At 64.0% G+C, this 23026-nt stretch carries 23 protein-coding genes, 1 pseudogene and 1 riboswitch; of the genes and pseudogenes, 12 read left to right on the top strand and 12 right to left on the bottom strand.

Going from position 1 to position 23026, the window contains the following annotated elements:
• Nucleotides 1-55: 55 nt before the first annotated feature.
• The 6 genes from KBP54_RS02805 to KBP54_RS02780 are packed head-to-tail and all read right to left on the bottom strand — an operon-like array spanning nucleotide 56 to nucleotide 5725.
• On the bottom strand, nucleotides 56-700 hold the full coding sequence (locus KBP54_RS02805; protein WP_070362947.1) for a ComF family protein: 645 nt from the start codon (nucleotides 698-700) through the stop codon (nucleotides 56-58).
• A gap of 5 nt (nucleotides 701-705) precedes the next feature.
• Entirely contained in the window at nucleotides 706-2412 is a 1707-nt protein-coding gene (gene lpqB / locus KBP54_RS02800) for an MtrAB system accessory lipoprotein LpqB (protein WP_256006218.1), read from the bottom strand.
• A complete protein-coding gene (mtrB, locus tag KBP54_RS02795) occupies nucleotides 2402-4036 on the bottom strand; it encodes an MtrAB system histidine kinase MtrB (RefSeq protein ID WP_270049410.1) in 1635 nt (544 codons plus the stop codon). Before mtrB ends, lpqB begins: the two co-directional genes overlap by 11 nt.
• 9 nt (nucleotides 4037-4045) lie before the next feature.
• Complete coding sequence (gene mtrA, locus KBP54_RS02790; protein WP_070477811.1) at nucleotides 4046-4717, bottom strand: MtrAB system response regulator MtrA; 672 nt, start codon at nucleotides 4715-4717, stop codon at nucleotides 4046-4048.
• Nucleotides 4718-4735: 18 nt separating this feature from the next.
• Nucleotides 4736-5341: a dTMP kinase gene (locus tag KBP54_RS02785; protein WP_070362949.1), complete on the bottom strand. Its 606-nt coding sequence runs from the start codon at nucleotides 5339-5341 to the stop codon at nucleotides 4736-4738.
• A 24-nt stretch (nucleotides 5342-5365) separates the two neighbouring features.
• Nucleotides 5366-5725 carry a DUF4259 domain-containing protein gene (locus KBP54_RS02780; protein WP_070362950.1) on the bottom strand — a complete coding sequence of 120 codons (360 nt, stop codon included), beginning with the start codon at nucleotides 5723-5725 and terminating at the stop codon, nucleotides 5366-5368.
• 199 nt (nucleotides 5726-5924) lie between these two features.
• Here KBP54_RS02780 and KBP54_RS02775 point away from each other — a divergent pair, with 199 nt between their 5' ends.
• Nucleotides 5925-6716, top strand: coding sequence for a hypothetical protein (locus KBP54_RS02775; protein WP_143000832.1), 792 nt, complete (start codon nucleotides 5925-5927; stop codon nucleotides 6714-6716).
• Here KBP54_RS02775 and manA read toward each other — a convergent pair.
• The 3 genes from manA to KBP54_RS02760 all read right to left on the bottom strand — a co-directional run bounded on the left by manA (nucleotide 6713) and on the right by KBP54_RS02760 (nucleotide 9925).
• Complete coding sequence (manA, locus tag KBP54_RS02770) at nucleotides 6713-7897, bottom strand: mannose-6-phosphate isomerase, class I (RefSeq protein ID WP_070363576.1); 1185 nt, start codon at nucleotides 7895-7897, stop codon at nucleotides 6713-6715. The genes KBP54_RS02775 and manA overlap by 4 nt on opposite strands.
• 125 nt (nucleotides 7898-8022) lie before the next feature.
• Nucleotides 8023-9408 (bottom strand): phosphomannomutase/phosphoglucomutase, encoded by a 1386-nt coding sequence (locus tag KBP54_RS02765; protein WP_252930914.1) that lies wholly within the window; start codon nucleotides 9406-9408, stop codon nucleotides 8023-8025.
• 10 nt (nucleotides 9409-9418) lie between these two features.
• Complete coding sequence (locus KBP54_RS02760) at nucleotides 9419-9925, bottom strand: DUF3499 domain-containing protein (protein WP_252930916.1); 507 nt, start codon at nucleotides 9923-9925, stop codon at nucleotides 9419-9421.
• A gap of 94 nt (nucleotides 9926-10019) precedes the next feature.
• Here KBP54_RS02760 and KBP54_RS02755 point away from each other — a divergent pair, with 94 nt between their 5' ends.
• Nucleotides 10020-10490 carry a metallopeptidase family protein gene (locus tag KBP54_RS02755; RefSeq protein WP_070362954.1) on the top strand — a complete coding sequence of 157 codons (471 nt, stop codon included), beginning with the start codon at nucleotides 10020-10022 and terminating at the stop codon, nucleotides 10488-10490.
• Between the two features lie 9 nt (nucleotides 10491-10499).
• On the opposite strand, the gene KBP54_RS02750 is transcribed toward KBP54_RS02755, so the two are convergent.
• The 3 genes from KBP54_RS02750 to KBP54_RS02740 form a co-directional block, all read right to left on the bottom strand.
• Nucleotides 10500-10790 carry a WhiB family transcriptional regulator gene (locus tag KBP54_RS02750; RefSeq protein ID WP_305083192.1) on the bottom strand — a complete coding sequence of 97 codons (291 nt, stop codon included), beginning with the start codon at nucleotides 10788-10790 and terminating at the stop codon, nucleotides 10500-10502.
• Between the two features lie 304 nt (nucleotides 10791-11094).
• The gene (gene manB / locus KBP54_RS02745; RefSeq protein ID WP_246814900.1) at nucleotides 11095-12189 is read right to left on the bottom strand and encodes a mannose-1-phosphate guanylyltransferase; all 1095 of its coding nucleotides are present in this window, start codon (nucleotides 12187-12189) and stop codon (nucleotides 11095-11097) included.
• A 25-nt stretch (nucleotides 12190-12214) separates the two neighbouring features.
• Nucleotides 12215-13087, bottom strand: coding sequence for a glycosyltransferase family 2 protein (locus KBP54_RS02740; protein WP_070477706.1), 873 nt, complete (start codon nucleotides 13085-13087; stop codon nucleotides 12215-12217).
• Nucleotides 13088-13234: 147 nt separating this feature from the next.
• On the opposite strand from KBP54_RS02740, the gene KBP54_RS02735 reads away from it, so the two are divergent.
• From KBP54_RS02735 to thiO, 10 genes and pseudogenes are all read left to right on the top strand, one after another.
• Nucleotides 13235-14797 carry an LCP family protein gene (locus tag KBP54_RS02735; RefSeq protein WP_256006214.1) on the top strand — a complete coding sequence of 521 codons (1563 nt, stop codon included), beginning with the start codon at nucleotides 13235-13237 and terminating at the stop codon, nucleotides 14795-14797.
• A 24-nt stretch (nucleotides 14798-14821) separates the two neighbouring features.
• Nucleotides 14822-15502 carry a TIGR03089 family protein gene (locus KBP54_RS02730; protein ID WP_070362957.1) on the top strand — a complete coding sequence of 227 codons (681 nt, stop codon included), beginning with the start codon at nucleotides 14822-14824 and terminating at the stop codon, nucleotides 15500-15502.
• 123 nt (nucleotides 15503-15625) lie between these two features.
• Nucleotides 15626-16882: an ABC transporter substrate-binding protein gene (locus KBP54_RS02725; protein ID WP_070362958.1), complete on the top strand. Its 1257-nt coding sequence runs from the start codon at nucleotides 15626-15628 to the stop codon at nucleotides 16880-16882.
• 101 nt (nucleotides 16883-16983) lie between these two features.
• Complete coding sequence (locus tag KBP54_RS02720; RefSeq protein WP_070362959.1) at nucleotides 16984-18000, top strand: carbohydrate ABC transporter permease; 1017 nt, start codon at nucleotides 16984-16986, stop codon at nucleotides 17998-18000.
• The gene (locus KBP54_RS02715; RefSeq protein WP_070477701.1) at nucleotides 17997-18818 is read left to right on the top strand and encodes a carbohydrate ABC transporter permease; all 822 of its coding nucleotides are present in this window, start codon (nucleotides 17997-17999) and stop codon (nucleotides 18816-18818) included. The genes KBP54_RS02720 and KBP54_RS02715 overlap by 4 nt, the downstream gene beginning before the upstream one ends.
• A gap of 70 nt (nucleotides 18819-18888) precedes the next feature.
• Complete coding sequence (locus KBP54_RS02710; RefSeq protein WP_070362961.1) at nucleotides 18889-19203, top strand: hypothetical protein; 315 nt, start codon at nucleotides 18889-18891, stop codon at nucleotides 19201-19203.
• A 3-nt stretch (nucleotides 19204-19206) separates the two neighbouring features.
• Entirely contained in the window at nucleotides 19207-19416 is a 210-nt protein-coding gene (locus tag KBP54_RS02705; RefSeq protein WP_070477699.1) for a PEP-CTERM sorting domain-containing protein, read from the top strand.
• 276 nt (nucleotides 19417-19692) lie between these two features.
• Nucleotides 19693-19789, top strand: a riboswitch (TPP riboswitch).
• 3 nt (nucleotides 19790-19792) lie between these two features.
• Nucleotides 19793-21289: pseudogene (locus KBP54_RS02700) on the top strand (bifunctional hydroxymethylpyrimidine kinase/phosphomethylpyrimidine kinase); the annotation flags it as partial.
• Complete coding sequence (locus KBP54_RS02695; protein WP_070362964.1) at nucleotides 21282-21932, top strand: thiamine phosphate synthase; 651 nt, start codon at nucleotides 21282-21284, stop codon at nucleotides 21930-21932. The pseudogene KBP54_RS02700 and the gene KBP54_RS02695, both read left to right, overlap by 8 nt.
• Complete coding sequence (thiO, locus tag KBP54_RS02690; RefSeq protein ID WP_070362965.1) at nucleotides 21929-23026, top strand: glycine oxidase ThiO; 1098 nt, start codon at nucleotides 21929-21931, stop codon at nucleotides 23024-23026. Before KBP54_RS02695 ends, thiO begins: the two co-directional genes overlap by 4 nt.

The following is a 23026-nucleotide window of genomic DNA, read 5'->3' as shown; positions in this document are numbered from 1 at the left end:
CTGTGTAAAACTCCCTGCCAGTTTGCTACCAGCGAACACCATGCGTGCTGCGCGGCTAGGCGGCGCACACGGCAATGCAGCTGACCACGTCAAACCCGTGCGCGAGCAGCACTTCCACGCTGGTCTGAAGCGTGGCGCCGGTGGTCACGACATCGTCAACAACAATGACGGGGCCAGCGCCCGTGCCCGTGTGCAGCGCCTCCCACCCGCGGCGCATCCGCACCGCGCCGGCCAAGTTGGACCGGCGGTGCGCCGCGTCCAACTCCGACTGGTCAGTCGTTGATTCCGCGAGCTCCAACACGTCCACCACCTTGCGCCCCGAACGCTTACAGATCACGCTCACCGGGTCCCCGCCGCGCTCCCTTGCCGAGACCGCGCGCGTCGGCGCAGGGACCAGCAGCGCGTCCGGGTGAATCTCACCGCGAACCTCAAGAAAGGTCAGCGCCGCGTCCAGCACCGCCCCGACATGCTTGCGCACAGCCAAATTCCTACGCTCCTTCATCGCGAGCACTACCCCACGGTGCGCGCCGCCGTACGGCCCGAGCGCGAACACCGGCACGTGCGGCAAGTGCTGCGGCGACACCCGGCGCGGCAGTGCCGACAGTTCAGTGCGGCAGGCTGGGCACAACACGGAGCCTGGGGTCCCGCACCCAGCGCAGTGGCGCGGTAGGAAGAGTTCACCAACCTCTGCGAGCGCCACGCCGCCTACCTCGCGATGATCGGCAGTGAGCGCACACCCTGGAGGCCAGGCACCTCGCGCCAGATCGGGGTGTCAGCACCACTGACGGGCATTTGCAAAATGGCGTTTGCGTCGGTCGCGTACAGCATGTTTGGCGACGCCGCCACGGCCACCACCGGCGCGGAGATGTTCCCGAGCGACAGCGCGGTGGTCGAAGATCCGTCCTGCTCCACACGCATCACGGGCGACGCCGGGTTCGAGGTGCCAACGATGAGCGAGCCGTCGGGGTGCCAGTCCGCGGAGACCACACTGCCACCGAGCTCGTAGCTGTACTCGAGAACGTTGACGATGGTGCCGGCGCCTGCGGCGCGCTGCTCGATGATGCCGGTGTACAGGCGGCCGTCAATCACCATGACGACGCGCGAGCCCGATCGGGAAAGACGCAGCACGGAAATGTTGCCGTCGACATCTTCGGGAAGATCAACGTGCACTTCCTCGGTGGTGACCTCCCCTGTCGCCGAGGATTGCGTGGAGCGCAGGATGTGCTTGCCGTCCGAAACGGTCCACACCGCCTTGCTGTTTGGCTCGAACGATGGGCGCGAGAAGGTCTCCGCCTTCACCACGTCCACGCTACCGCCGGTGAGCTGCCCGAGGCGCAGCTCGGCGCCTTCGGGGCCGTCGCCGACGTTGAACACCGCGGCCCACTGCCCCTCACCGGAAATGTCGGCGGTGACCACGCTGTGCGTGTTGCCCAGCACATCGGCAACAGGCTGCGGGCCGCCGCCGGTGATTTGGGAGACGTGGCCGTCGGCAAGCGAGTACAGGGTGCTCTCCCCGACTTGCTCGACGACGGGGCTGACGTCGATGAAGTCGTCGGTGGTCAGTTCGCGGGCGCCGGTGATGAGCGGCTCGCCGTCGGCGAGGAGCGAAAACGGGCCGGTCACGCCTGCGGAGGCGAGCGTCCACACCACCTGTGCGGCGAAACGGCTGCGCGCGGCCTCGTCCATATTGCCGAGGCCCGCAAAGTGGTAGACACCGCCCTCGAAACCGGTGTAGCGCACCGTCGATGGCAGCGTCCCCATGATCGCGGGGCGCAAGCGGCTAGCCGGCCCTTCGAGCAGCAGCGAGATCAGCGTACTGGGTAGGAAATCGCGCGGCGCGTAGACCCAGCGCCGGTCGGTGACCAGCTCCTTGCCGGTCGGATCAAAGAAGTACAGGTTGTAAGGCTGGTATTGGTTGCGCAGCTCGGTGCGCTCCATGACCACGCCGGGCGGCAACGAGGAAATGCGCCACTGGCCGTCGACCTGCTCGAGCTCCAGCGTGGCCTCGTAGGTACCGCGCTCCGGAGTGAACACGCCACCACTGCCGAGCGCGCCGACCACGTTGCCATGCACCGCAAAACTGCGCTTGCTCCCCGAGCTGCCGGACACCGTATTCAACCCGATCCGGTCGACGATGAGCGTCTGCTCGTTGGCGCTCCACGTGGGCTTCGCGGCCTCAGTGAGGAAGGCGCGCGCCGCTTCGTAGTCGCCGGTTGGGATCGCGGAGGCCGCGTAGAAGTCACGCAGCAAAAGGTCCGGCTCGCGGTCCTTGATCGGGCCGATAATCTCCGACTCCGGCGCTTCCTCCTGGTAGGGCCGGAGCACATGCGGGTCAGTATTCGACGGCAGCGTCGCGCACCCGCCCAAGAGCAGCGTCGTGCTCATCGCTATAGCAAGGTACCTACGCTTCATGCACTTCATCTGGCTGCCTTTCCTCGTCCTGCGTTTCGACGTCCACTTCGACGCTGTCCGCGTCCGCCCCGGGTTCCAGCTCGAGGGGCAGAGGGGACGTCGAAAAGCCTGCCTCCGGATCCAGCGGCAGGACCAGACGGAACAGCGCACCGACGCCCTCTTCCCCGACGGCTTCCAGCGTGCCGTGATGCAGCTGCGCGTCCTCGCGGGCAATGGCCAGGCCAAGACCGGTGCCACCAGAGTGGCGCTTGCGGGACTTGTCGGCGCGCCAGAAACGGTTGAACACCAGTTCCTCCTGCCCAGGCTTGAGCCCGATGCCGTGGTCCCTGACCGTCACCGCGACGGCACTCTCGTTGGCGCGCAGTGTCACGGTAACCGGCCTGCCCTCCGAGTGGTCAATCGCGTTCGCAATGAGGTTACGCACGATGCGCTCGATCCGGCGGGACTCGCCCAGCATCATCACTGGTTCCTCCGGCATATCGAAGGAAACTTCCACGCCGAGCTCGTCCGCGAGGTGCTGCGTCTGCTGCCACGCCGACATGATCGGCGACTTCATATCCATCTGGGTGACGGACAAGTCGGCGACACCGGCGTCGTGGCGGGAAATCTCCAACAGGTCATTGAGCAGGGCCTCGAAGCGGTCCAGCTCGCGAGTCATCAGCTGGGAAGCGCGGCGGGTACCAGGCTCCAGGGAGTCCTCGTCGGCGGCGATCATATCCGCCGCCATCCGCACCGTGGTCAGCGGCGTACGCAGCTCGTGGGACACGTCGGACGTGAACTGACGCTGCAGGTCGCCGTAGCGCTCAAGGTGATCAATCTGCTGCGACAGCTTGTCCGCCATGTTGTTGAAGGACAGCGCCAGCACCGCCATCTCGTCCTCGCCGTCGACAGGCATGCGCTCACGCAAGTGGCCTTCAGCAAACCGGCGCGCAGTACGCGACGCCGAGCGCACCGGTGCAACAATCTGTTGCGACGCCAGCCACGCAATGCCCACCAGCAGGACGCTGACGATCACCGTGGCCGTCGCTAAGATGCCCCGCATCAGCGCAAGCGTCGAGGCCTCATTGTCCATGTTCATCACAAGGTAGAGCTGCAGGTGCGGCACATCCGAAGTCGTCGGGGTGCCAATAATCAGGGCATTGTACGACGAGTGGTCGCCGCGCTGCACCGAGGAAAACTGGTAGGCGATATTGCCCTCAGCGACGTATTCCTCCAGCTTGTCAGGGATCTGGTACGACTCCGGCGAGGACGTAACAACCCCGTTCGGGTTCTTTACCACCAGCACAGGCTCATACACAGCAGACGCCTCCGAGTTTTGCTGCGCACGCTGCGTCAGCCCGGCGCGCGCCGAATTCAAGCGGCTCTGCAGTGAGGTCGCGGACCCCGAGTTATTAATCTGCTCCTCGACGGTCACACGCGCACGGTCTATCTCCGCGCTCGCCGCCTCAATCTTGGATGCAGCGATACGTTGGCTCACTACCGACGCCAGCGCAAACCCCAGCACCATCATCACCACGGCGGAGACGATCAGCACTGTGCCGACGAAGCGCACCTGCAGCGAAGTGCGCCACGCCTCTACGATCCGGTCCCTGCTACGTTTCAGTACGGCGAACAGGAGCGCCACCTCCCACTCTTACTTCACGGACTTGTAGCCCACACCACGCACGGTCTGGATGATCTCCGGGTGTTCCGGGTCGTGCTCAATCTTGGAGCGCAGGCGCTGCACATGCACGTTGACCAGGCGGGTATCGGAGTTGTTGCGGTAGCCCCACACCGATTCCAGTAGCTCGTCGCGGGAGTGCACCTGGTTCGGCTTCTTCGCCATCTCCAACAGGAGATCGAACTCGAGCGGGGTCAGCGCGATCTCTTCCCCGTTGCGGGTCACCATGTGCTGGGGGACGTCGATTACTAAATCGGCGATCTCGATGACGTCACCCGGCTCCTCATCCGTCCGGCGCAGACGCGCCCGAATGCGGGCGACGAGCTCCTTCGGTTTGAAGGGCTTCGTGATGTAGTCGTCCGCGCCGGACTCGAGGCCGAGCACCACGTCGACGGTGTCCGTCTTCGCGGTGAGCATGACGATCGGTACGGAGGATTCGCGGCGAATCGCCTTGCAAATGTCGATGCCGTTCATTCCCGGAAGCATAAGATCCAGCAGGATCAGGTCGGGCTCGTACTCATGGAAGGCCTGGACGGCTTCGGCGCCATCGGTGACGGGGCGGGAGTCAAAGCCTTCGGCCTCCAGCACGATGGTGAGCATCTCGTTGATAGCTGGGTCGTCGTCAACGACCAGGATTTTCGACATGGACATTGGCAGCTCCTCTTAACGCGCGTTTTGTATTGCTTGGATAATAGCCGTGGCATCCGACGTGGAAATCCACCGACTCGCCCAGTCAGTCTCCGCGAGGCGGTTGTACTGGGCAAACGTCGCGTCCTGCAGCCCGCCGTCGCGCTCGTAGTGGTCGCGGGTGCGCGTCGCGTCCTGAGCTTCTCTGCGCTGCGCGCGCTCCCGCGCAACGCTCGGGGAGGTAGCGACGAGCACCTGCAGGTCGGGCTTCGGCAGCCCAAGCTTTCCGAACTCGAGCTCAGCAACCCACTCCGCCGCGGCATCATCCCCGGTGCGCGCCGCCGTGTAGGCGGCGTTGGAGGCAACGTAGCGGTCAAGCAACAAGATCCGATCTTGTGTGTCCTGGTACTGCTCAAGCTGCGCCTTGGCACCAAAACGGTCGAGCGCGAACATCGTCGCCATCCCGTAAGCGGAATCCACCAGGTCACCCATCTTGCCGTACAAGGCGTCCTGCGCCAGCTGCGCGTGCAGCGAGTCCTCGTAGCGTGGGAAGGACAGCGTGTCCGCGCCGTATTCCTCCACAATGCGCTTCACGATGGTGTTCTTCCCCGCCCCATCAATGCCTTCGATGGCGATGATCATGCCACAGACCTCCCAACGGCCCTCTTACGCGAGCGCTTCCAAGAACTGTTCGACGTCCTCGTCCTCTTCATCGCCAACAGCCTCAAGAAGCTCGGCTGCGCTCTCGATGAGCTGCTCGTCGAGCTCACCGCTGTTGCCGCGGATGAAGGGGAAACGCTCCGCGATCTCACCGGCGGAAAACGGCGCGCCGGCCCAGATCGCGGTGATGGTCGCCGCAGCGAGCCCGTTGGTGCGTTCTTCATCTGAGGCGCTGTCCTGGTCAGCGGCTAGCAAGACGGCGTCACGGACAGCTTCCAGAATGTCTTCTTCGTCCAAATCCGCGATTTCGTCGAGAAAATCAATGTTGTCGTCGTTGGAGAAAATCTTCTGGTCCCAGCTGCTCATCAGTGTTTCCTTTCAGGTGGGGGCTGTATATACCCTGCAATCTACACGGCACGGCACGCATTGCGAACTTCCCTGCTTCCCACCTGATAACCGCGTGGACACACTCTTTTCAATGTCCGACTTCCGTGCTATAAACATTTCAAGCAACGAAATTGTTATCGTTTTGTAATTCTGGAAATTCTGCGGCGAAGGGCAACGTATGAATCAGACGCAAAGGAGAGTCGCCACGTTCATGGCGCTCGGCATCTGCGTTGCCATCGCAGTGGGAGTCGTGGTCTGGAACGCGTCCTCGCCGGGGCGCTCGAACGCCACCACACAAGCAGGCTTCATTGAGACAACCTCCACCACAACAACTTCTTCCTTATCGACGACCCCTCCGAGCTCTGCACGCTCTTCCCGGGGCGACTCCGCAGCGCTTCACACCGCCGATGCGTACATTGCCACGACTGCGCCGTCTGCCTACAACCTATCCGCGGACCCGCTGGCCCCTGCGCACGCGTTTTCCGGTGCGCCAGCCGTAACGGAGCCGACGAAGCAGTACCGCCCGTCGAACGTGGCCCCGGCCGCGCCTGCGTCGCGCCCAGCTGGTCCCGCCCCAACAGCAGAGCCGCAGCGCCCGAAGCAGCGCTCCCCTCGCCCCGACACGCCGGACGCACCGAACGTTCCAAGTACCACGTCGAGCACCTCGCGGCCACGGGCGACGCAGCAGGCGCCAACCACCATTTCGACGCCAACCACCATTGGCTCGACGCAGCCGGCATCCCCGACGGTGCTGCCATCTGAGCCGACGCAGAAGCTTCCCACCCCCACGACGTCAGCGCTACACCCCGGCGCCGCAGCGACGACATCGCTGCCAGTTAACACACCAACACCAACGAGCGAAGAGTCGGCTCAAGCCTCACAGGAAGACGCATCAACTACTTCCGAAGAGCCAGCCTCCCCAGAAGACGCAGTACCCCCCGCCGCAACTGACGGGCAGGGGCCTGCCTAGACCCGCGCGTAGAAGCACTGCGCGGAGGTACCCTCCGCAACCTCGAAGGTCACAGCCGGGTCGGCGGCTGGGATCCACGCGGCCTGACCAGGCTTCATTACGAAGTCACCCGCGCGCACCGTTCCCTCGGTACACAGGACGATGGCGGGGCCATCGGTGTCCACGAGCAGCGGATGCTCGGCGTCGATACGGTGGGCACTCATAATGAAGTCATCCACCGGCAGATGGAAACTCACTTCGTTGTCGCGCTCGGTGGTGTTCGCGAACGGGTCCTCCAACGTGGAGAAGTCCAGCACCTTGACCAGCTCAGGCACGTCCACGTGCTTCGACGTCAGTCCACCTCGAAGCACGTTGTCCGAGTTCGCCATGATCTCCACGCCGAGCCCGGACAGGTACGCGTGCAACTGCCCGGCTTGCAGGAAGAGCGCCTCCCCCGGACGCATCTGTACATAGTTCAGCAGGAGTGCTGCGAGGACGCCGACGTCGTTCGGGTACTTGTCGTGGACCCGCAGGAACATCGCAGCCAGCGGACCAGCCGCGCCAGCTCCGACGTCATCCGCGACGCGCTCGGCGGCCGGAACGATCGCGTCAATCAGAGTCTTACGCACGTCCTCGGGCAGGGAGATGAACGTCGTGAATACCGCACGGAGTCCGGCTTCCTCCGAAGTGGCGTCGAGAAGCGAGGCGTAGTGGTCAAGCTCCTCGCAGTTGAGCGCGGCGAAGAACTCGCGAGTCTGCGCAAGCGGGCGGAAACCGGCGAGGGCCTCGAACGGGGTGAGCGCCACGATGAGCTCGGGCTTCGGGTTCGGGTCCTTGTAGTTGCGCGTCGGATCGTCCAGGCGGATGCCTTCTTCTTCCTCGCGCGCGAACCCCGCCTTCGCCTGCGAGCGCGACGGGTGCGCCTGGATACTCAGCGGCTCATCGGCGGCGAGTAGCTTCAGCAGGAACGGCAAATGCGAGCCATAACGGTCCGCGACGCGCTTGCCCAGCGTGCCTTCGGGGTCCGCGGCAATCACGGCGTCGAGGCCCCGGCCTGCGACTTGGGAAGGTGCGGCACTATGGGCGCCGAACCAGAGCTCAGCCTCCGGCGCCTCGCTGGGCACCTGGGTGCCACGCAGCTGTGCAAGCAACGTGTGCGACCCCCACGGGTAGTTCCGCAGAGCCCCCTGTAGGTGCTCCATAAGTGTCTCCTTCGCAAGTTCCGTCAGTTCCGTCAGTTCCGTCGGCATTGAAACGGTTGAAACAACAGCGTTCCAGGATACCAGCGAGGCGCCGTTTCACGGAACAGCGACGAAGACCACCTGCACTATTGGCGAATCACAGCCAAGACTTCCCGCACAATCTCGTCGACCTTCGCCTTCGTTGGGGCCTCGACGTTGAGTCGCAGCAGTGGCTCCGTGTTCGACGCACGCAGGTTCAGCCAGACCGGTCCGGGGGCACTGTCTTCGTCGCGAAGTGTGACCGTAACCCCGTCAAGACGGTCGATGTCCGCGACGCGGTCACCAAGTGCCTCAAGAACACGCCCGGTGGCAGCCTCTTGGTCATCGACGGTGGAGTTGATTTCCCCGGACGCCTCGTAGCGTTCGTACTGGGCCATCATCTCACTCAACGGCTTGTCCTGCTCCGCCAATGCCGCGAGCACATGCAGCGCCGCGACCAGGCCAGAGTCCGCGTTGAAGAATTCCGTGAAGTAGTAGTGCGCGGAGTGCTCCCCACCGAACATGGCACCTGTCCGCGCCATCTCAGCCTTGATGTACGAGTGCCCCACTCGGGTGCGCACGGGGTTTCCGCCCTGCTCACGGATAATTTCCGGCACTGCACGCGAGGTGATCAGGTTGTGGATAATGGTCGCGCCCGGGTGCGTCGCGAGCGTGCGAGTAGCCACCAGCGCCGTAATCGCCGATGGAGATACCGCCTCCCCGCGCTCGTCCACGACGAAGCAGCGGTCCGCGTCACCGTCGAATGCCAGGCCAATGTCCGCCTTCTCTTCGACAACGAATCGCTGTAGATCCACAAGGTTCTTCGGGTCGAGCGGGTTAGCCTCGTGGTTCGGGAACGTGCCATCGAGCTCGAAGTAGAGCGACCGAATATCCAGGTCTCCGAGCACCGCCGGGACAGTCAGCCCGGCCATGCCGTTCGCAGCATCGACTGCGACCTTTAACGCCTTGCCCTGCGGCAGCGGCACAAGCTGCCGGAGGAAACGCGCATAGGAGTCGAGCACATCCCGCTTCTCGACGCTCCCAGCTTCGCCCTCAAACGCCGGAACCCCCTCGATGAGCATGCGGCTGATCTCGGACAGGCCCGTATCAGTACTGACCGGCGTAGCGCCCGCGCGGCACAGCTTGATTCCGTTGTACTGGGCAGGGTTATGGGAGGCGGTAAACATCGCGCCGGCACACTCGAAGGTGCCTGCTGCGTAGTAGAGCTCGTCGGTCGAGGTCAGTCCGAGGTCAAGAACGTGCAGCCCCTGCGAGGTCGCACCCTCTGCGAACGCGGCGGAAAGCTCCGGCGAGGATGGCCGCATGTCGTGTCCGACGGCGATAGTTCGCTCGCCCTCGCTGTAAAGAATGTGGGCGAATGCTGCGCCTACTGTGCGGACTGTGTCTGCATCAATGGTGGAGCCAACAACGCCGCGAATGTCATACGCCTTAATAAGGTCCTTCAAGGACTCATAGGTGTGCTCAATAGCCATACAGGCAATCTTAGTTGCTGTGCTCCTCGCCGGTATCTTCGGCGTCTTCAGCGGCTTCGGCTGGGTCAGGGACCACGTGGAGGTGGGAACGCCGCGCATCTTTCTCCGCGGCGAGGTGCTCCTCGATCCGCTTCGTGCGGTGCACCGGGTGGTTCGAAGTCGACGGGTCGTTAAAGTCCTTGGTGGCCTCGTACTCGATTGGATCTCCGCCGTTGTCCACCAGCCCCGTGGTCACACGGCCAGCCTCCCGGACGGCCTGCGCCAGCGCCGTGAGCTCCTCGTCCTCGAGGGCGTGGGCTTCGTCGTCAAAGATATCGACGGCCTCTACTCGCACGAGCTCCCAACCAACGGGGGCCGTGATGTGCGCCGAGTGGCGCTCACAAAGGTCCCACGCATGGGGTTCGGGGTTCGGCGAGAGCGGGCTGATTACTGCTGTCGATTCCGAGTAGGCATAAATCAGCGTGGCCACAGCAGGCCTGCCACAACCAGGACGACAACACCGACGGAAAGTACTCACGCCGTCTAAGCCTAAACCCCAACTTGAGATTTTGGTAGTACGGCCCCGGCGCGCCATGCCCGGTGCAGCGGCAACATCTCTAGAATCTGGGTGCATGAACGCGCCAACTCACCACCTTCGGACCGCGCGGGACCGCCACGGTCGTGGGGCCCGCGGCCCGTTGCTGCCCGTTGGGGTTCCGCGTTATCGGACCCGCTCCGCACAGTTCGATCAGCTAGTACTGGACACGTACGCACCGCTGCACAACGCGTACTTTGAGCAGCTGGCAACGGTGGACTTGGCCGTCGATACGATCCCCCGGATGCGCCTGAGCCCCGACGTCGCGCGCTTCAGCGATGAGATTGTTGCCGACGGTCCCGTCCCACTCGGCCGAATCTTGCAGGCGGGCGTGGACCGTTACGGGGTGCCCACCCGGGCGCGCTTTGTGCTGTTTCGCCGCCCGATTGAGCAGCGCACTGAGACAGCAGAAGAGCGGTCAGCCCTCATTCATTGGGTACTGACCGCCCTTGTTGCTTCGTATATCAACCTGGACCCGCGGGATATCGATTCAGATTTTCCCTGGTAGTGCAGGCGTTTAGCCGATCTGCTTCTTCAAGCGGCGGCGCTCACGGTCCGAGAGGCCACCCCAGATGCCAAAGCGCTCGTCGTGCTCGAGCGCAAACTCGAGGCACTCATCGCGCACGGCGCACGCTTTGCAAATTCGCTTTGCCTCGCGAGTCGAGCCACCCTTTTCCGGAAAGAACGCCTCGGGATCGGTTTGAGCACACAGCGCTTGATCTTGCCATTCCTGCTCGACGGCACCGAACAGCTCATCGAAGCTCATGCCGACCGCGGCTACGCCACGGATGTCAGCACCATTCGCCATGTCTTCCACGCCGTCCCCTTTCTCCGTCGTTCTTCGTTTCGGCCAGCTGCGTCGTCTACCCGCTCGAGGGGTGCGACGAGTGACCCTTGCACTCATGCGATTACACACCGAACCACTAAATAGGTGCAAGCTATCGGGGTGAAACCTTGACCTTTCCCGCAAGAATTGCACGCCATCAGTCACACGAGTCACAATAGTCACAGAGGGCTAGAAACGGGGGTGCAGCACGGGGGTACTACATGTGGTAGGCGAATTGGCTACCCCTTACTAACCAGCCAGAAATTCCAGCCATACGGCGTGTCGCTTACGCATCTGGGGAAAAGCGCACTCCCGAATCCGGAATCGTCACACCAGGCCACACTCGCATGCCGCCCTGCAGCTCGCAGCGCGCCCCAATCTGTGCGCCCTCTCCGATCACGCAGCCGTCGATACGCGAGTTCGCGCCAATCGTGGCACCCGAGGCGATGATGGAATCGCGGATCACGGCACCGGGCTCAATGGTGACCCCATCGAAGATGACGCTGTCATCCACGCGGCACCCGGCGCCGATCTCCGTGCCGCGTCCAACCGCGGTGCCGCCCATCAAGATGACACCACCCGCGACGCCAGCGGATTCGTCGATAAGCGCCTCACCGGTCTGGCCCTCCAGCAGCGGCGAGTACGCAATACCGCGCACCACGTCCGAGGAGCCCTGCACGAAATCCGACGGCCTACCCATGTCCCTCCAGTACGAGGTATCCACGTAGCCGACCATCTTCGCGCCCGACTCAAGCAAACCAGGGAACGTCTCGCGCTCGACAGAGACCACGCGACCAGCCGGGATCTGCTCGATGACTTCGCGGCGGAACACGTAGCACCCAGCGTTAATCTGATCTGTCGGCGGATCCTCCGTCTTCTCCAAGAACGCAAGCACATTGCCGTCCTCGTCGGTTGGGACGGAGCCGAACGCGCGAGGATCGGGCACGCGGACCAGGTGCAAGGTCGCGTCGGCGTCCTTCTCCGCGTGGTAGTCCAAAATCTTGCTCAGGTCAGCACCGGACAGCACGTCCCCATTGAACACCATCGCGTTATCGAAGCGCAGCTTGTCGGCAACGTTTCGGATCGCGCCCCCGGTACCCAGCGCCTCCTCTTCGACAACGTACTCAATCTCAAGACCGAAGTCGGACCCGTCGCCGAAGTACTCCTCGAACACCTCAGCGCGGTACGACGTCCCCAGCACCACGTGGCGCATCCCCGCCTGGCGGATCCGCGCAAGCAGGTGCGAGAGGAACGGGTGCCCTGCGGTCGGCAACATCGGCTTCGGGGTACTCACCGTCAACGGACGCAGGCGCGTGCCGCGACCACCAACCAAAATGACCGCGTCGGTATTCTCCGGGGTCACGGTGCGGGATGCATTCACGTGGAATCCTTTCAAAGCGTTCTTCTTATTTACTGCGCGAAACAAACAGTGCCGCCCGCACTTTCAAACCGACCCACAGCAGCGCGCGCAGCGGGGCCTGCCACCAGTGCGGGTGACGGTCAGACTGGAAACGATATGCGGAAGTGTGGTGCGCCGGCACCGTGACTCGCTGGAACTTGCTAGCAACATGGCCCTGGTCATGCACGATGACCGAGGAAGGGCAGTACACGTTCTCCCATCCGGCGCGGCGCAGGCGGTCTCCGAAGTCAACGTCCTCGAGGTACATGAAGTAGCGCTCGTCGAACCCGCCAATGGCGTCGAAGGCGTCCCACCGCACGAGCAGGCACGCCCCGGAGAGCCAGCCCGCACTGCGCTGGTGATCCATGTGTTGCTCCGCCTTGTACGAGGCAGAAAATGGGTTGGACGGCCACACCTCATATAACAAGGCGTGCCCCACGCCGGTAATGATGCCCGGCACCTCTCGCGCACTTGGGTACAGGTTGCCCTCGCAGTCCTCAATGCGCGGCCCTACGGCGCCCGCCTCCGGTAGCGCGTCCATGCAGGCGCGCAGCGTGTCCACGCTCCCCGGCTGGAACACCACGTCCGGGTTGGAGATCAAGAAGTAGTCACCGTTGATCTCTCCCCGCTCGCGACGTGGCCGCAACTCCCGGACCGCGGCGTTGATCGCAGCGCCGTACCCGATGTTGCCGCGGGTGCGCAGCAGTTCGACGTTGTCGTGTTCACGTGCGGCAGCCTCCGGGGCACCGTCGGTAGAGCCGTTATCTGCACAGATAAGCAGTGTTTGACCCTCGGTGGCGTCGTCAAGCGAAGCGATGAGCTGCGCCAAGTGCTTGCCTGGCGAGTACGTCACCGCCACCACGGCGAGTGGAGCTGTCATAGCTGCCTGCCCCTCCTATCGGTCCTCTCGGCCAGCCTTCATGTACACAATGCGAATCAGCTTACCCATCCAAAAGTGTGAGAAGCATCTTGAACTCGCCCACGCACGTGTCTTTTGTTGTTTTCGCACCCTGTATAATTGCGCCCTGTGACTGACTCCTTGAGGCCTGCGCGCGACATCCAGCCCGCCCCATCGCAGATGCGTGACATCTCGCAGTTGGGGCACCCGGTTGTGAAGACAACCCTTGCGGTGCTGTCTGCCGTTGCGTTGACAGTGTCGGCCGTCGGCTACTTCACTGTCGGCCGGGTCAGCAATCAGCTCAGTGCCTCTGAGCTGCGGATCAACGCGGGACGCGGGCAGAGCGACAAGGACCAGCTCGACGGCGCGATGGACATCCTGCTGGTCGGTTCGGACTCCCGCACCGACGCCCAAGGAAATCCGTTAAGCGAGTCCGAGTTGGCGCACCTCAACGCGGGTGTCGCCGACGGTGAGATCAACACGGACACCATCATGATTATCCGTGTGCCCGACGACGGTTCGCGGGCCACGGCAGTTTCCATCCCGCGCGATACGTACGTACACACCGACGACTACGGAAACATGAAGATCAATGGTGTCTACGGTGCGCACGCCGCCGCCAAACGCGAGGAGCTCATCGCCGCGGGCAAGCCGGAGGGCCCGGCACTCGAGCAAGAGGTTGCACGCGCAGGCCAGCTCGGGCTTATCGACGCCATCAATGACCTCACCGGCGTGGAAGTAGACCACTACGCGCAGGTTGGCCTGCTCGGCTTCGTCCTGCTTACGGACGCGGTTGGCGGGGTGGACGTCTGCCTCAACGCCGCGGTCGACGAGCCACTCTCCGGCGCGCACTTCCCTGCCGGGCAGCAAACGCTCGACGGCGCTCAGGCGCTGTCCTTCGTGCGGCAGCGCCACGACCTGCCGCGCGGCGACCTCGACCGCATCGTGCGCCAGCAGGCGTACATGGCGTCGTTGGTGCAGAAGGTGCTCTCCGCAGGCACGCTGACAAGCCCAGCGAAACTGCGCGACTTGGCAACCGCGGCGGAGCGCTCGGTCACTCTTGACCAGAGCCTCGACGTGATGCGTTTTGCCCAGCAGATGTCCGGCCTGGCCGGCGGCAACGTCACCTTCACCACCATCCCTGTGACCTCGGTCAACGGTGTCGGCGACTTCGGCGAATCCATCGTGACCGTGGACATCAACGAGGTCCACAGCTTTATGGAGTCCGCAGCCAAGGAACAGGTCCCCGAGGACAGCCAACTGGAGCAAGCTCCCCAGCAGGCCGAAGACTTTGCAGGTGCGCAGGTCTCCGTCCTCAACGCGGGCTCCGTTCCAGGCCAAGCCCGCGCCACCGGCGAGTGGTTGGCCGACGCAGGCATTACGGTCTCCGATGTATCCAACGCAATGGACGGAATCTACTGGGAATCCCAGGTGGTCGCCGCCGACCCCGAAGACCCACGCGCACGCAAGCTCGCCGAGATGCTTGGCGGCGTCCCAGTCACGGCGAACAATGCTCTCGAACCGGGCAGCATCATCGCGGTTGTCGCGGAAGACTACAACGGGCCTGCGAAGGTCGATCCGGAAGATGCCCAGCAGCATGTGCCCGTCGGCACACCTGGCGACGATATCAGCGGCATGAGTCTGGGCCCGGAGATCGACGCTGGCGGCCAGGGGCCTCGCTGCGTGAACTAGCTTGGCCACCTATGCTTGGCTGCCATGAGTATGCTGGCACGCTTATTGCAGGAAGACCCCGCCACACCACGCCTGACCGTCTACGACGAGTCACAGGGCAGCCGCGTGGAATTTTCTGCGCTGACTCTGGACAACTGGCTAAGCAAAGTGGGCAACTTGCTGGACGAGGAGTTCGAGCTCGAGGGCTCTGACCCCATTGTGATCGACCTTCCGGTGTCCTGGCAGGCTGCGGTGATCGCGCTTGGCGCCTACAACATTGGGCGTCGCCCGATCTTCGCGAGCACAGGCGACGATGTCCCGCTCGTGTTTACCGTGGCGGAGCGCGTCGACACCTGGGCTGATGCGGACGAGTGCGTCGTTGTCTCAAGGGACCCCTTCGGACGCGGCGTCGTCGAATCAGGCGGCACGTTGCCGCTTGGAACCGTGGACTTCAGTCCGACGGTGCGCAGCTACGGCGACCAGTACTTTGGACAGACTGCAGACATCGCGCAGTGGTCTCAAGCGGCTGAGCAGCCCGCCTGCCCCGAACGGGTGCTGATTGCCGGTTGGAACAGCGCCGACGAATTCGAACAGCGCGTGCTTGCCCCGCTGGCTGGGGGCGGTTCGGTCGTCGTGGTGACAGGCGGAACGGAAACACCTGGTAAAGACAGGATCGCAGCCATCGCCCAGGCGGAACACGTAAACCACATACAACCGGACATTTAACCCCGTTTTCTCCCCCGTTCGTAGGTAATTCGGCAGATTTCTGCGCGCCCGGGTCCAGTTTTTCACTAGATTGAAGACACCGAATTCACACGAGTCACACATGACCCAACGAAAGGCGGATGAATGAAACTCCGTACGACTGGTGCAACCCTCTGTGCAATTGCGCTCGCTGGCGCAGCTCTGACCGGTTGCTCTTCTGACAACGAGGCAGCGGACACCAACAAGGACTCCGGCACCTCCGCTTCCGAGGGCGGCGCGGAGCGCGGCCCGATCACGTTCGCCATGGGCCGCAATGACACGGACAAGCTCAAGCCGATCATCGAGAAGTGGAACGAGGCTCACCCAGATGAGCAGGTCACCCTCTCTGAGCTCGCCGGCGAGGCCGACGACCAGCGCGATACGCTCGTGCAGTCCCTCCAGGCGGGTAACGCCGACTACGACGTGATGGCCCTCGACGTTGTGTGGACGGCCGACTTCGCAGCGAACCAGTGGCTCGAGCCACTCGAGGGCGATTACGCCATCGACACCTCCGGCTTGCTGCAGTCCACCGTCGACTCCGCGACCTACGGCGGCAAGCTCTACGCCCTGCCGCAGAACACGAACGGCCAGCTGTTGTTCCGCAACGTCGACAAGGTCCCAAGCGCGCCTGACACCTTCGAAGACGTCATCGCCGCCTGCAAGGAGGTCGAGGGAGACTGCCTGACCACCCAGCTCAAGCAGTACGAGGGCCTGACCGTAAACACGCTCGGCTTCATCAACGGCTGGGGCGGCAGCGTCCTTGACGACGCCGGCGAGCCAACCGTCGAGTCCGACGCCGCAAAGGCCGGACTGCAAGCACTCGTTGACGCATACAACGACGGCGTCATCGCCAAGAGCTCCACGGCAGCAACCGAGGAGGAAACCAACCTCGCGTTCACCGAAGGCAACACCGCTCTGGCGATCAACTGGCCGTACATGTACACCAACGCCCAGGAAGCTGGCGTGAACTTTGAGGTCCAGCCGCTGGTTGGCAAGGACGGCGTGGGTGTTTCCACCCTCGGTGGCTACAACAACGGCATCAACGTCAACTCCAAGCACAAGCAGACCGCGAAGGACTTCATCGAGTTCATCATCAACGAAGAGAACCAGCTCTCGTTCGCTGAAGCATCCTTCCCACCAGTGCTCGCATCGATCTACGACGACGCCGAGCTGGTTGCAAAGCACCCATACCTGCCAGCACTGAAGGTTTCGCTGGAGAACGCGCAGCCTCGCCCGGTTTCCCCGTTCTACCCTGCGATCTCGAAGGCTATCCAGGACAACGCCTACGCAGCACTGACCGCCGGTAAGAGCGTCGATGACGCCACCGCCGACATGGCAGCTGCTATCAAGCAGGCTTCCTAATACGATACGTCGTATGAGCAGAACGCCCGCCCGGACTGTGTTCGGGCGGGCGTTATAGTTCGTATATCTCCATCTTCCCGTCTACTTTGCAAAGGCCCGCGATGAGCACATCTCCATCCAAGCCTCGCGATACCACGAAGGCGGCAGCGCTCGTCGCGCCCGCCTTGCTGGTGTTGGCGGTGGTGATCGGCTACCCGATCGTCCGCGCAATATGGCTTTCATTCCAGTCCAACCGGCACCTCGACGCCTCTACCGGAGTGTTCGTCGATGGTGGCTTTGCTGGCGTCGATAATTACTTGTACTGGCTGTCGAACCGCTGTATGACGCCGTCGGGCGTGGTGGGTGCCTGCCCTCCTGGCGTGCTTGCGACCGACTTCTGGCCAGCAGTGTCGGTGACCCTCTTCTTCACCGTGGTCACCGTCGCCTTGGAGACAGTGCTCGGTATCGGGATGGCCATCATCATGAACCGGCCGTCGCGCGCCCGCGGTCTGATCCGCGCGGCCGTGCTCATCCCTTGGGCGATCCCAACCGCGGTGACCGCGAAGTTGTGGCAGTTCATGTTCGCACCGAGCGGTATCGTGAACTCGCTGCTGGGCGCGAGCGTGGCGTGGACAACTGACCCGTGGGCGGCACGCTTTGCGGTGATCATCGCCGACGTGTGGAAGACCACGCCGTTTATGGCGCTGCTCATCCTCGCAGGCCTGCAGATGATTCCGAAGGACGTCTACGAGGCCGCGCGTGTCGACGGCGCCTCCGCATGGCAGACCTTCACCAGCATCACCCTGCCGTTGGTGCGGCCAGCGCTCATGGTGGCGGTGCTCTTCCGTACGCTCGACGCGCTGCGCATGTACGACCTGCCGGTCATCATGATTTCGGGCTCCTCAAACTCCCCTACCGCGACAATTTCGCAACTGGTGGTTGAGGACATGCGTCAGGGCAACTTCAACTCGGCCTCGGCGCTGTCCACTCTCATCTTCCTGCTAATCTTCGCGGTTGCGTTCGTCATGGTGCGGTTCCTCGGAGCGAACGTTGGTGGCGCGAACGAACGGCGTGAAGCCCGGCGCGCGAAGCGCAAGCAGGAGAAGCAAGAGTCGAAGAAGGAGGCGACAGCGCGATGAAACGACTCGGCCACTACGCAGGCATCATCTTCATCATGTTCTGGGGGCTCGCCCCGTTTTATTGGATGGTGATCACGGCGCTGCGGGACAAACGCTTCACGTTCGATACCACGCCGTGGCCCACGCACGTCACCCTCGAGAACTACCGGGACGCACTGGCCACGGACGCCGGCAATGACTTCCTCGGGGCGATTTTCAACTCGCTGATTATTTCGCTGGCGACAACGGCGTTGGCGGTCGCCGTGGGCGTGTTCACCGCCTACGCGCTTGCTCGCCTGGACTTCCGCGGCAAGGGATTCATCACGGGCATCATTTTGGCGGCCTCGATGTTCCCTGGCATTGCGCTTGTCACTCCCCTGTTCCAGCTGTTCGGTGACCTCGGGTGGATCGGCACATACCGTGCCATGATCATCCCGAACATCTCATTCGCCCTCCCCCTGACTATCTACACGCTGGTGTCGTTCTTCCAGCAACTTCCTTGGGAGCTCGAGGAAGCAGCGCGTGTCGACGGCGCCTCCCGTGGCCAGGCATTTCGCCTCATCTTGCTGCCGTTGGCGGCACCGGCCATCTTCACGACGGCCATCCTGGCGTTTATCACCACCTGGAATGAATTTATGTTGGCGCGCCAGCTGTCGTCCACGGCGACTGAACCTGTCACCGTCGCAATTGCACGATTCTCGGGGCCGAGCGCCTTCGAGTACCCGTACGCTGCGATTATGGCGGCGGGCTCGCTGGTGACGATTCCGCTGATCATCATGGTGCTGGTATTCCAGCGCCGTATTGTGTCTGGTCTCACAGCCGGCGGCGTGAAGGGCTGACTTAACTTTTTCTTATGTCTAGATTAAGCTGTATTCACTTTATTACTTCCCGCCCCTAGAAAGAGCAGCTATGCACCACACCACACTCCGAATCGCGACGGCAACCGCACTCGCATCCTCCCTGGTACTGAGCGGCATGACTGGCACGGCACACGCCGAAACCACCGCAACGGTGCACACCAACGCCGATAACAACGGCACGACAGTGACCACCAACGTCACCACCAACACCACCGCAAACGGTGGTGTGACCAAGGAAGAAGCAAACGCGCTTGAGGTCGCCGGAGTTGTGGTTGGGCTCTTGGCAGTACTCGGGGCCCTGATGGCCGGGTGGCTATACTTCGCTGCCCCGCACATGGGCCTGAACTTCGGCCCCCGCCTCTAACGAGTGCAACGGCCCTCACAGCGCCAGGATCTGCTCTGGCAAACAATCATTGGGTTCGTAGGGTTCTTCACCCTGCTCGCCTTCGTACAGGCCGCCATCAACATCACAAAGCCCGAGCCATCAATCTGGCCGGGCCTCGTTCTTGCCGCCTTCGTCGCAGCACTGTGGTGGCTGATTCGCCGGTGGCGCCAGTGGCGCGCAGGCGAAGACTAAATCACTCCTCGCCGAGCAGACGCTCACGCAGCGCGGCGTCCTTACGCTCAACTTCAGCCGCCATGTCGGACTGGTACTTCGCCGGCGATTAATGCGTCTACGAGTATCATGCCACCCACAATAAACACCCACACGCTGCACAAACAAGCGATTGTGAGAAGCATTCCACTTTCAGCTCAAAAGAGAACCGGCAGCCCAATCCATACGCCTAATATAGGTCTGGTTTTTGCCGCTGCGATCGTGCGCAGGGCAGGATTCGCGCTGTGCTAGTGTCACCAATGTGACACGGGGTGCACCCCGAAGTGGTGCTGAGATCAGACCCGTCGAACCTGCTCTAGCTCAACCTAGCGAAGGGATGTCCCACATGAATGCACCTGCCCTGCCCCGCATCCTCACGATTGCCGGCACCGACCCGACCGGAGGCGCAGGCGTCCAAGCCGATATCAAATCCATCCAGGCCGCCGGCGGCTTTTCCTACAGCGTAGTGACCTCGCTGGTCGCCCAGAACACCACCGGTGTGCAGGAGATTTTCACCCCGCCGATCGACTTTCTGCGCACACAGCTGCGCTCCGTCACCGATGATGTGGCGATCGACGCGATCAAGATCGGCATGCTCGGCACCACCGAAATCATCGAGGTCGTGCGCGAATTCCTCACCACACACGCACGAGAGGCCGCGGTGGTGTTGGATCCGGTGATGGTGGCGTCGTCAAGCGATAGGCTCCTGACGCCCGAGGCGGAAGTCGCGCTGCGCGAGCTCGCCTCGCTTGCCGACATCATCACGCCCAACCTCCCCGAACTCGCCGTCCTCACCGGCGAAGACCCGGCCACCGACTTCGACACCGCGATCGCGCAGGCGCAGGGGCTGGCGAAAAAGCTGGACACAACCGTGATTATCAAGGGCGGGCACCTCACCGGCCCGCGCGCAGACAACGCCGTGGTGACCGCCGAGCGCGTCCACCACGTGTCGGTAAGCCGCGTGAACACGAAGAACACGCACGGCACGGGCTGCTCTTTTTCCTCGGCGCTGGCGACGCGCCTGGGCGCCGGCTTCGATACGCCGGCGGCGACCGAGTGGGCGTCGCGCTGGCTGTACGAGGCGATTGCGCACGCCGACGCGCTCGCCGTTGGACACGGCCGCGGCCCCGTCGACCACGGGCACGTCGGCCGCCGCATGCAGCGCGCCGCCGACTGCAACCCCGAGCGCTTCCTGCGCATCGACGCCCCACCAACCGCGCCACTCGCCACGCCTGCTGGCCCGTACACCCAGGCGCTGTGGGACGCCTCGGCGCCGTACCTCACCGCGATTATGGAGCTGCCGTTCATCCGCACGCTTGCCGACGGCACCCTCGACCACGCCGACTTCATGTTCTACCTCGAGCAGGACGCCTACTACCTGACCAAGTACGCGCGCTCGCTGCACGCGCTTGGCGGCGCGTGGGCAAAGGATGCGGACGCCGCGATCACCGACGAGCAAGAGATGCAACGCACCTGGCTCGCCGATCTTGGCCGCGAGACGCTGCCGTCGCCGGTCACACGCGCCTACACCGATTTCCTGCTCGCCTCCGCCCTCGGCGAGTCGGCGGCGATCGGGCAGGCGGCGGTGCTGCCCTGCTACTGGCTCTACTACGAGGTCGGCGCGCGCCTCGCGGAGCACAACCACGCCTCGCATCCCTACCACGACTGGCTGGCCACCTACTCGGGCAACGGTTTCTACGAGGCGGTGCGCGGCGCGATCGACCGCTGCGAGGCCACCCTTGAGGCGAACCCCGACGCCCTGGACGCGGCGGTGCGCGCGTGTGCGGTCGCCTCGCGCTACGAGCGCGATTTCTTCGACCAGGCCGACCGCGCGTGGGTGGTGCGCGATGCCTAAGTCGCTCGACCTACGCTGCTATTTCGTCACGGGCCAGCCTACCGCCGATGTCGCGCGCGTCGCCGCCGAAGCCGCGGCCGGCGGGGCGGGCGTGATCCAGGTGCGCAGCAAGCCGATCGCCAAAGCCGACCTCGAGCGTCTCGCGTGCGAGGTCGCCGATGCGGTCGCCGCGGCGAACCCGCGCACGCGCGTGCTTATCGACGACAACGTTCCCCTCGCCGCCCGCCTCATGCGCACCCACCACATCCACGGCGCGCACATCGGCCAGGACGACATGGACCCGCGCGCCGCGCGCGAACTGCTCGGGCCGGACGCGATCCTCGGACTGACCACCGGCACGCTCGCACTGGTGGAGGCGGCGAACGCGTACGCCGACGTGATCGATTACGTCGGCGCGGGCCCCTTCCGCCCGACCCCGACGAAGGACTCCGGCCGCGCCCCACTTGGCCTCGACGGCTACCCGGCGCTGGTCGAGGCCTCGCAGGTACCGGTCGTGGCGATCGGCGACGTACACGCCACGGATGCCGCCGCGCTTGCCGCCACGGGCGTGGCCGGCGTGGCGATCGTCCGCGGTTTCATGCACGCTGAGGACCCGCGCGCGATGGCGGCGGGTATCGTCAAGGATTTCGAGGAAGCGTCGTGAGTAGTTTCGAGCACGTCATCGTCGGCGCCGGCATCATCGGCCTGACCACCGCGTTCGAGCTCACACGCCGCGGGGTGGATCCCCGCAGGATCGCGCTGGTGGACCCGGCCCCGGCAAGCGGCGCGACCAACGTGGCCGGCGGCATGCTCGCCCCGGCCGCGGAAGTGCAGTACCGCCAGGAGCCGCTCTATCCGCTGATGTTGGAGTCGGCGGCGCTCTATCCTTCGCTGATCGCAGACCTGCCGGGCATCGAGGTTGGGTACCGCACCGAGTCGACCTTCGTGGTCGCCGCCGACCGCGCCGACGCTACCCACCTGCGCGAGCTCACCGAGCACCAGCACGCCCACGGCATGGACGTCGACCGCCTCACGCTGCGCCAGGCGCGGGCGCAGGAGCCGGGCCTAAGCCCCCAGCTGGCCAGCGTGGTGGAGATCCCCGGCGACCACCAGGTCAACCCGCGCATGTTCGCCGCCGCTCTGCTGCGCGAGCTTGCATCGCGCGGCGTGACGCTGGTTCGCGAGCAGGCCACAGCACTGCGCTGGGAGGGCGAAACCTGCGTGGGCGTCGAAACCAGCACCGGCAGCCTGCGCGGCGACACCATCTACGCGTGCAACGGTCTCGGTGCCAGCGCGCTCGGTCTGCCGCTGAACCTGCGACCGGTGCGCGGCGACATGCTGCGTCTTACCGGCCGCATGCCGGTCGGCCGGGTCGTGCGCGCCTTCGTCGAGGACCGCCCCGTCTACATCATCCCGCGCACCGACGGCACCATCGCCGTGGGCGCAACCAGCCGCGAAGACGCGCGCGTGCGGCCCGCCGTCGATGGCGTGTATACGCTGCTTCGCGACGCCATCCGCGTCGTCCCCGCCATCGAGGACTGCGAGCTGGTTGAGGCGCTCGTCGGCAATCGCCCAGGCACGCCCGACGACCTGCCCTACCTGGGGCTGCGCGGCGAGAACCTGGTGGTCTCCACCGGTTATTTCCGCCACGGCATCCTGCTGGCAGCGCTCGGCGCGCGCGTCGGCGCCGACCTCGGGCTGGACCGCGAAACCACCGTCGATATTTCCGACTGCGACCCCGGCCGCCACGAACTGTAA

It is taken from the genome of Corynebacterium pseudogenitalium (assembly GCF_024453815.1).
Taxonomy (GTDB): Bacteria; Actinomycetota; Actinomycetes; order Mycobacteriales; family Mycobacteriaceae; genus Corynebacterium; species Corynebacterium pseudogenitalium.
The sequence above is the reverse complement of the archived record's forward strand: the minus strand, read 5'-3'. Positions and strand labels throughout refer to the sequence as shown.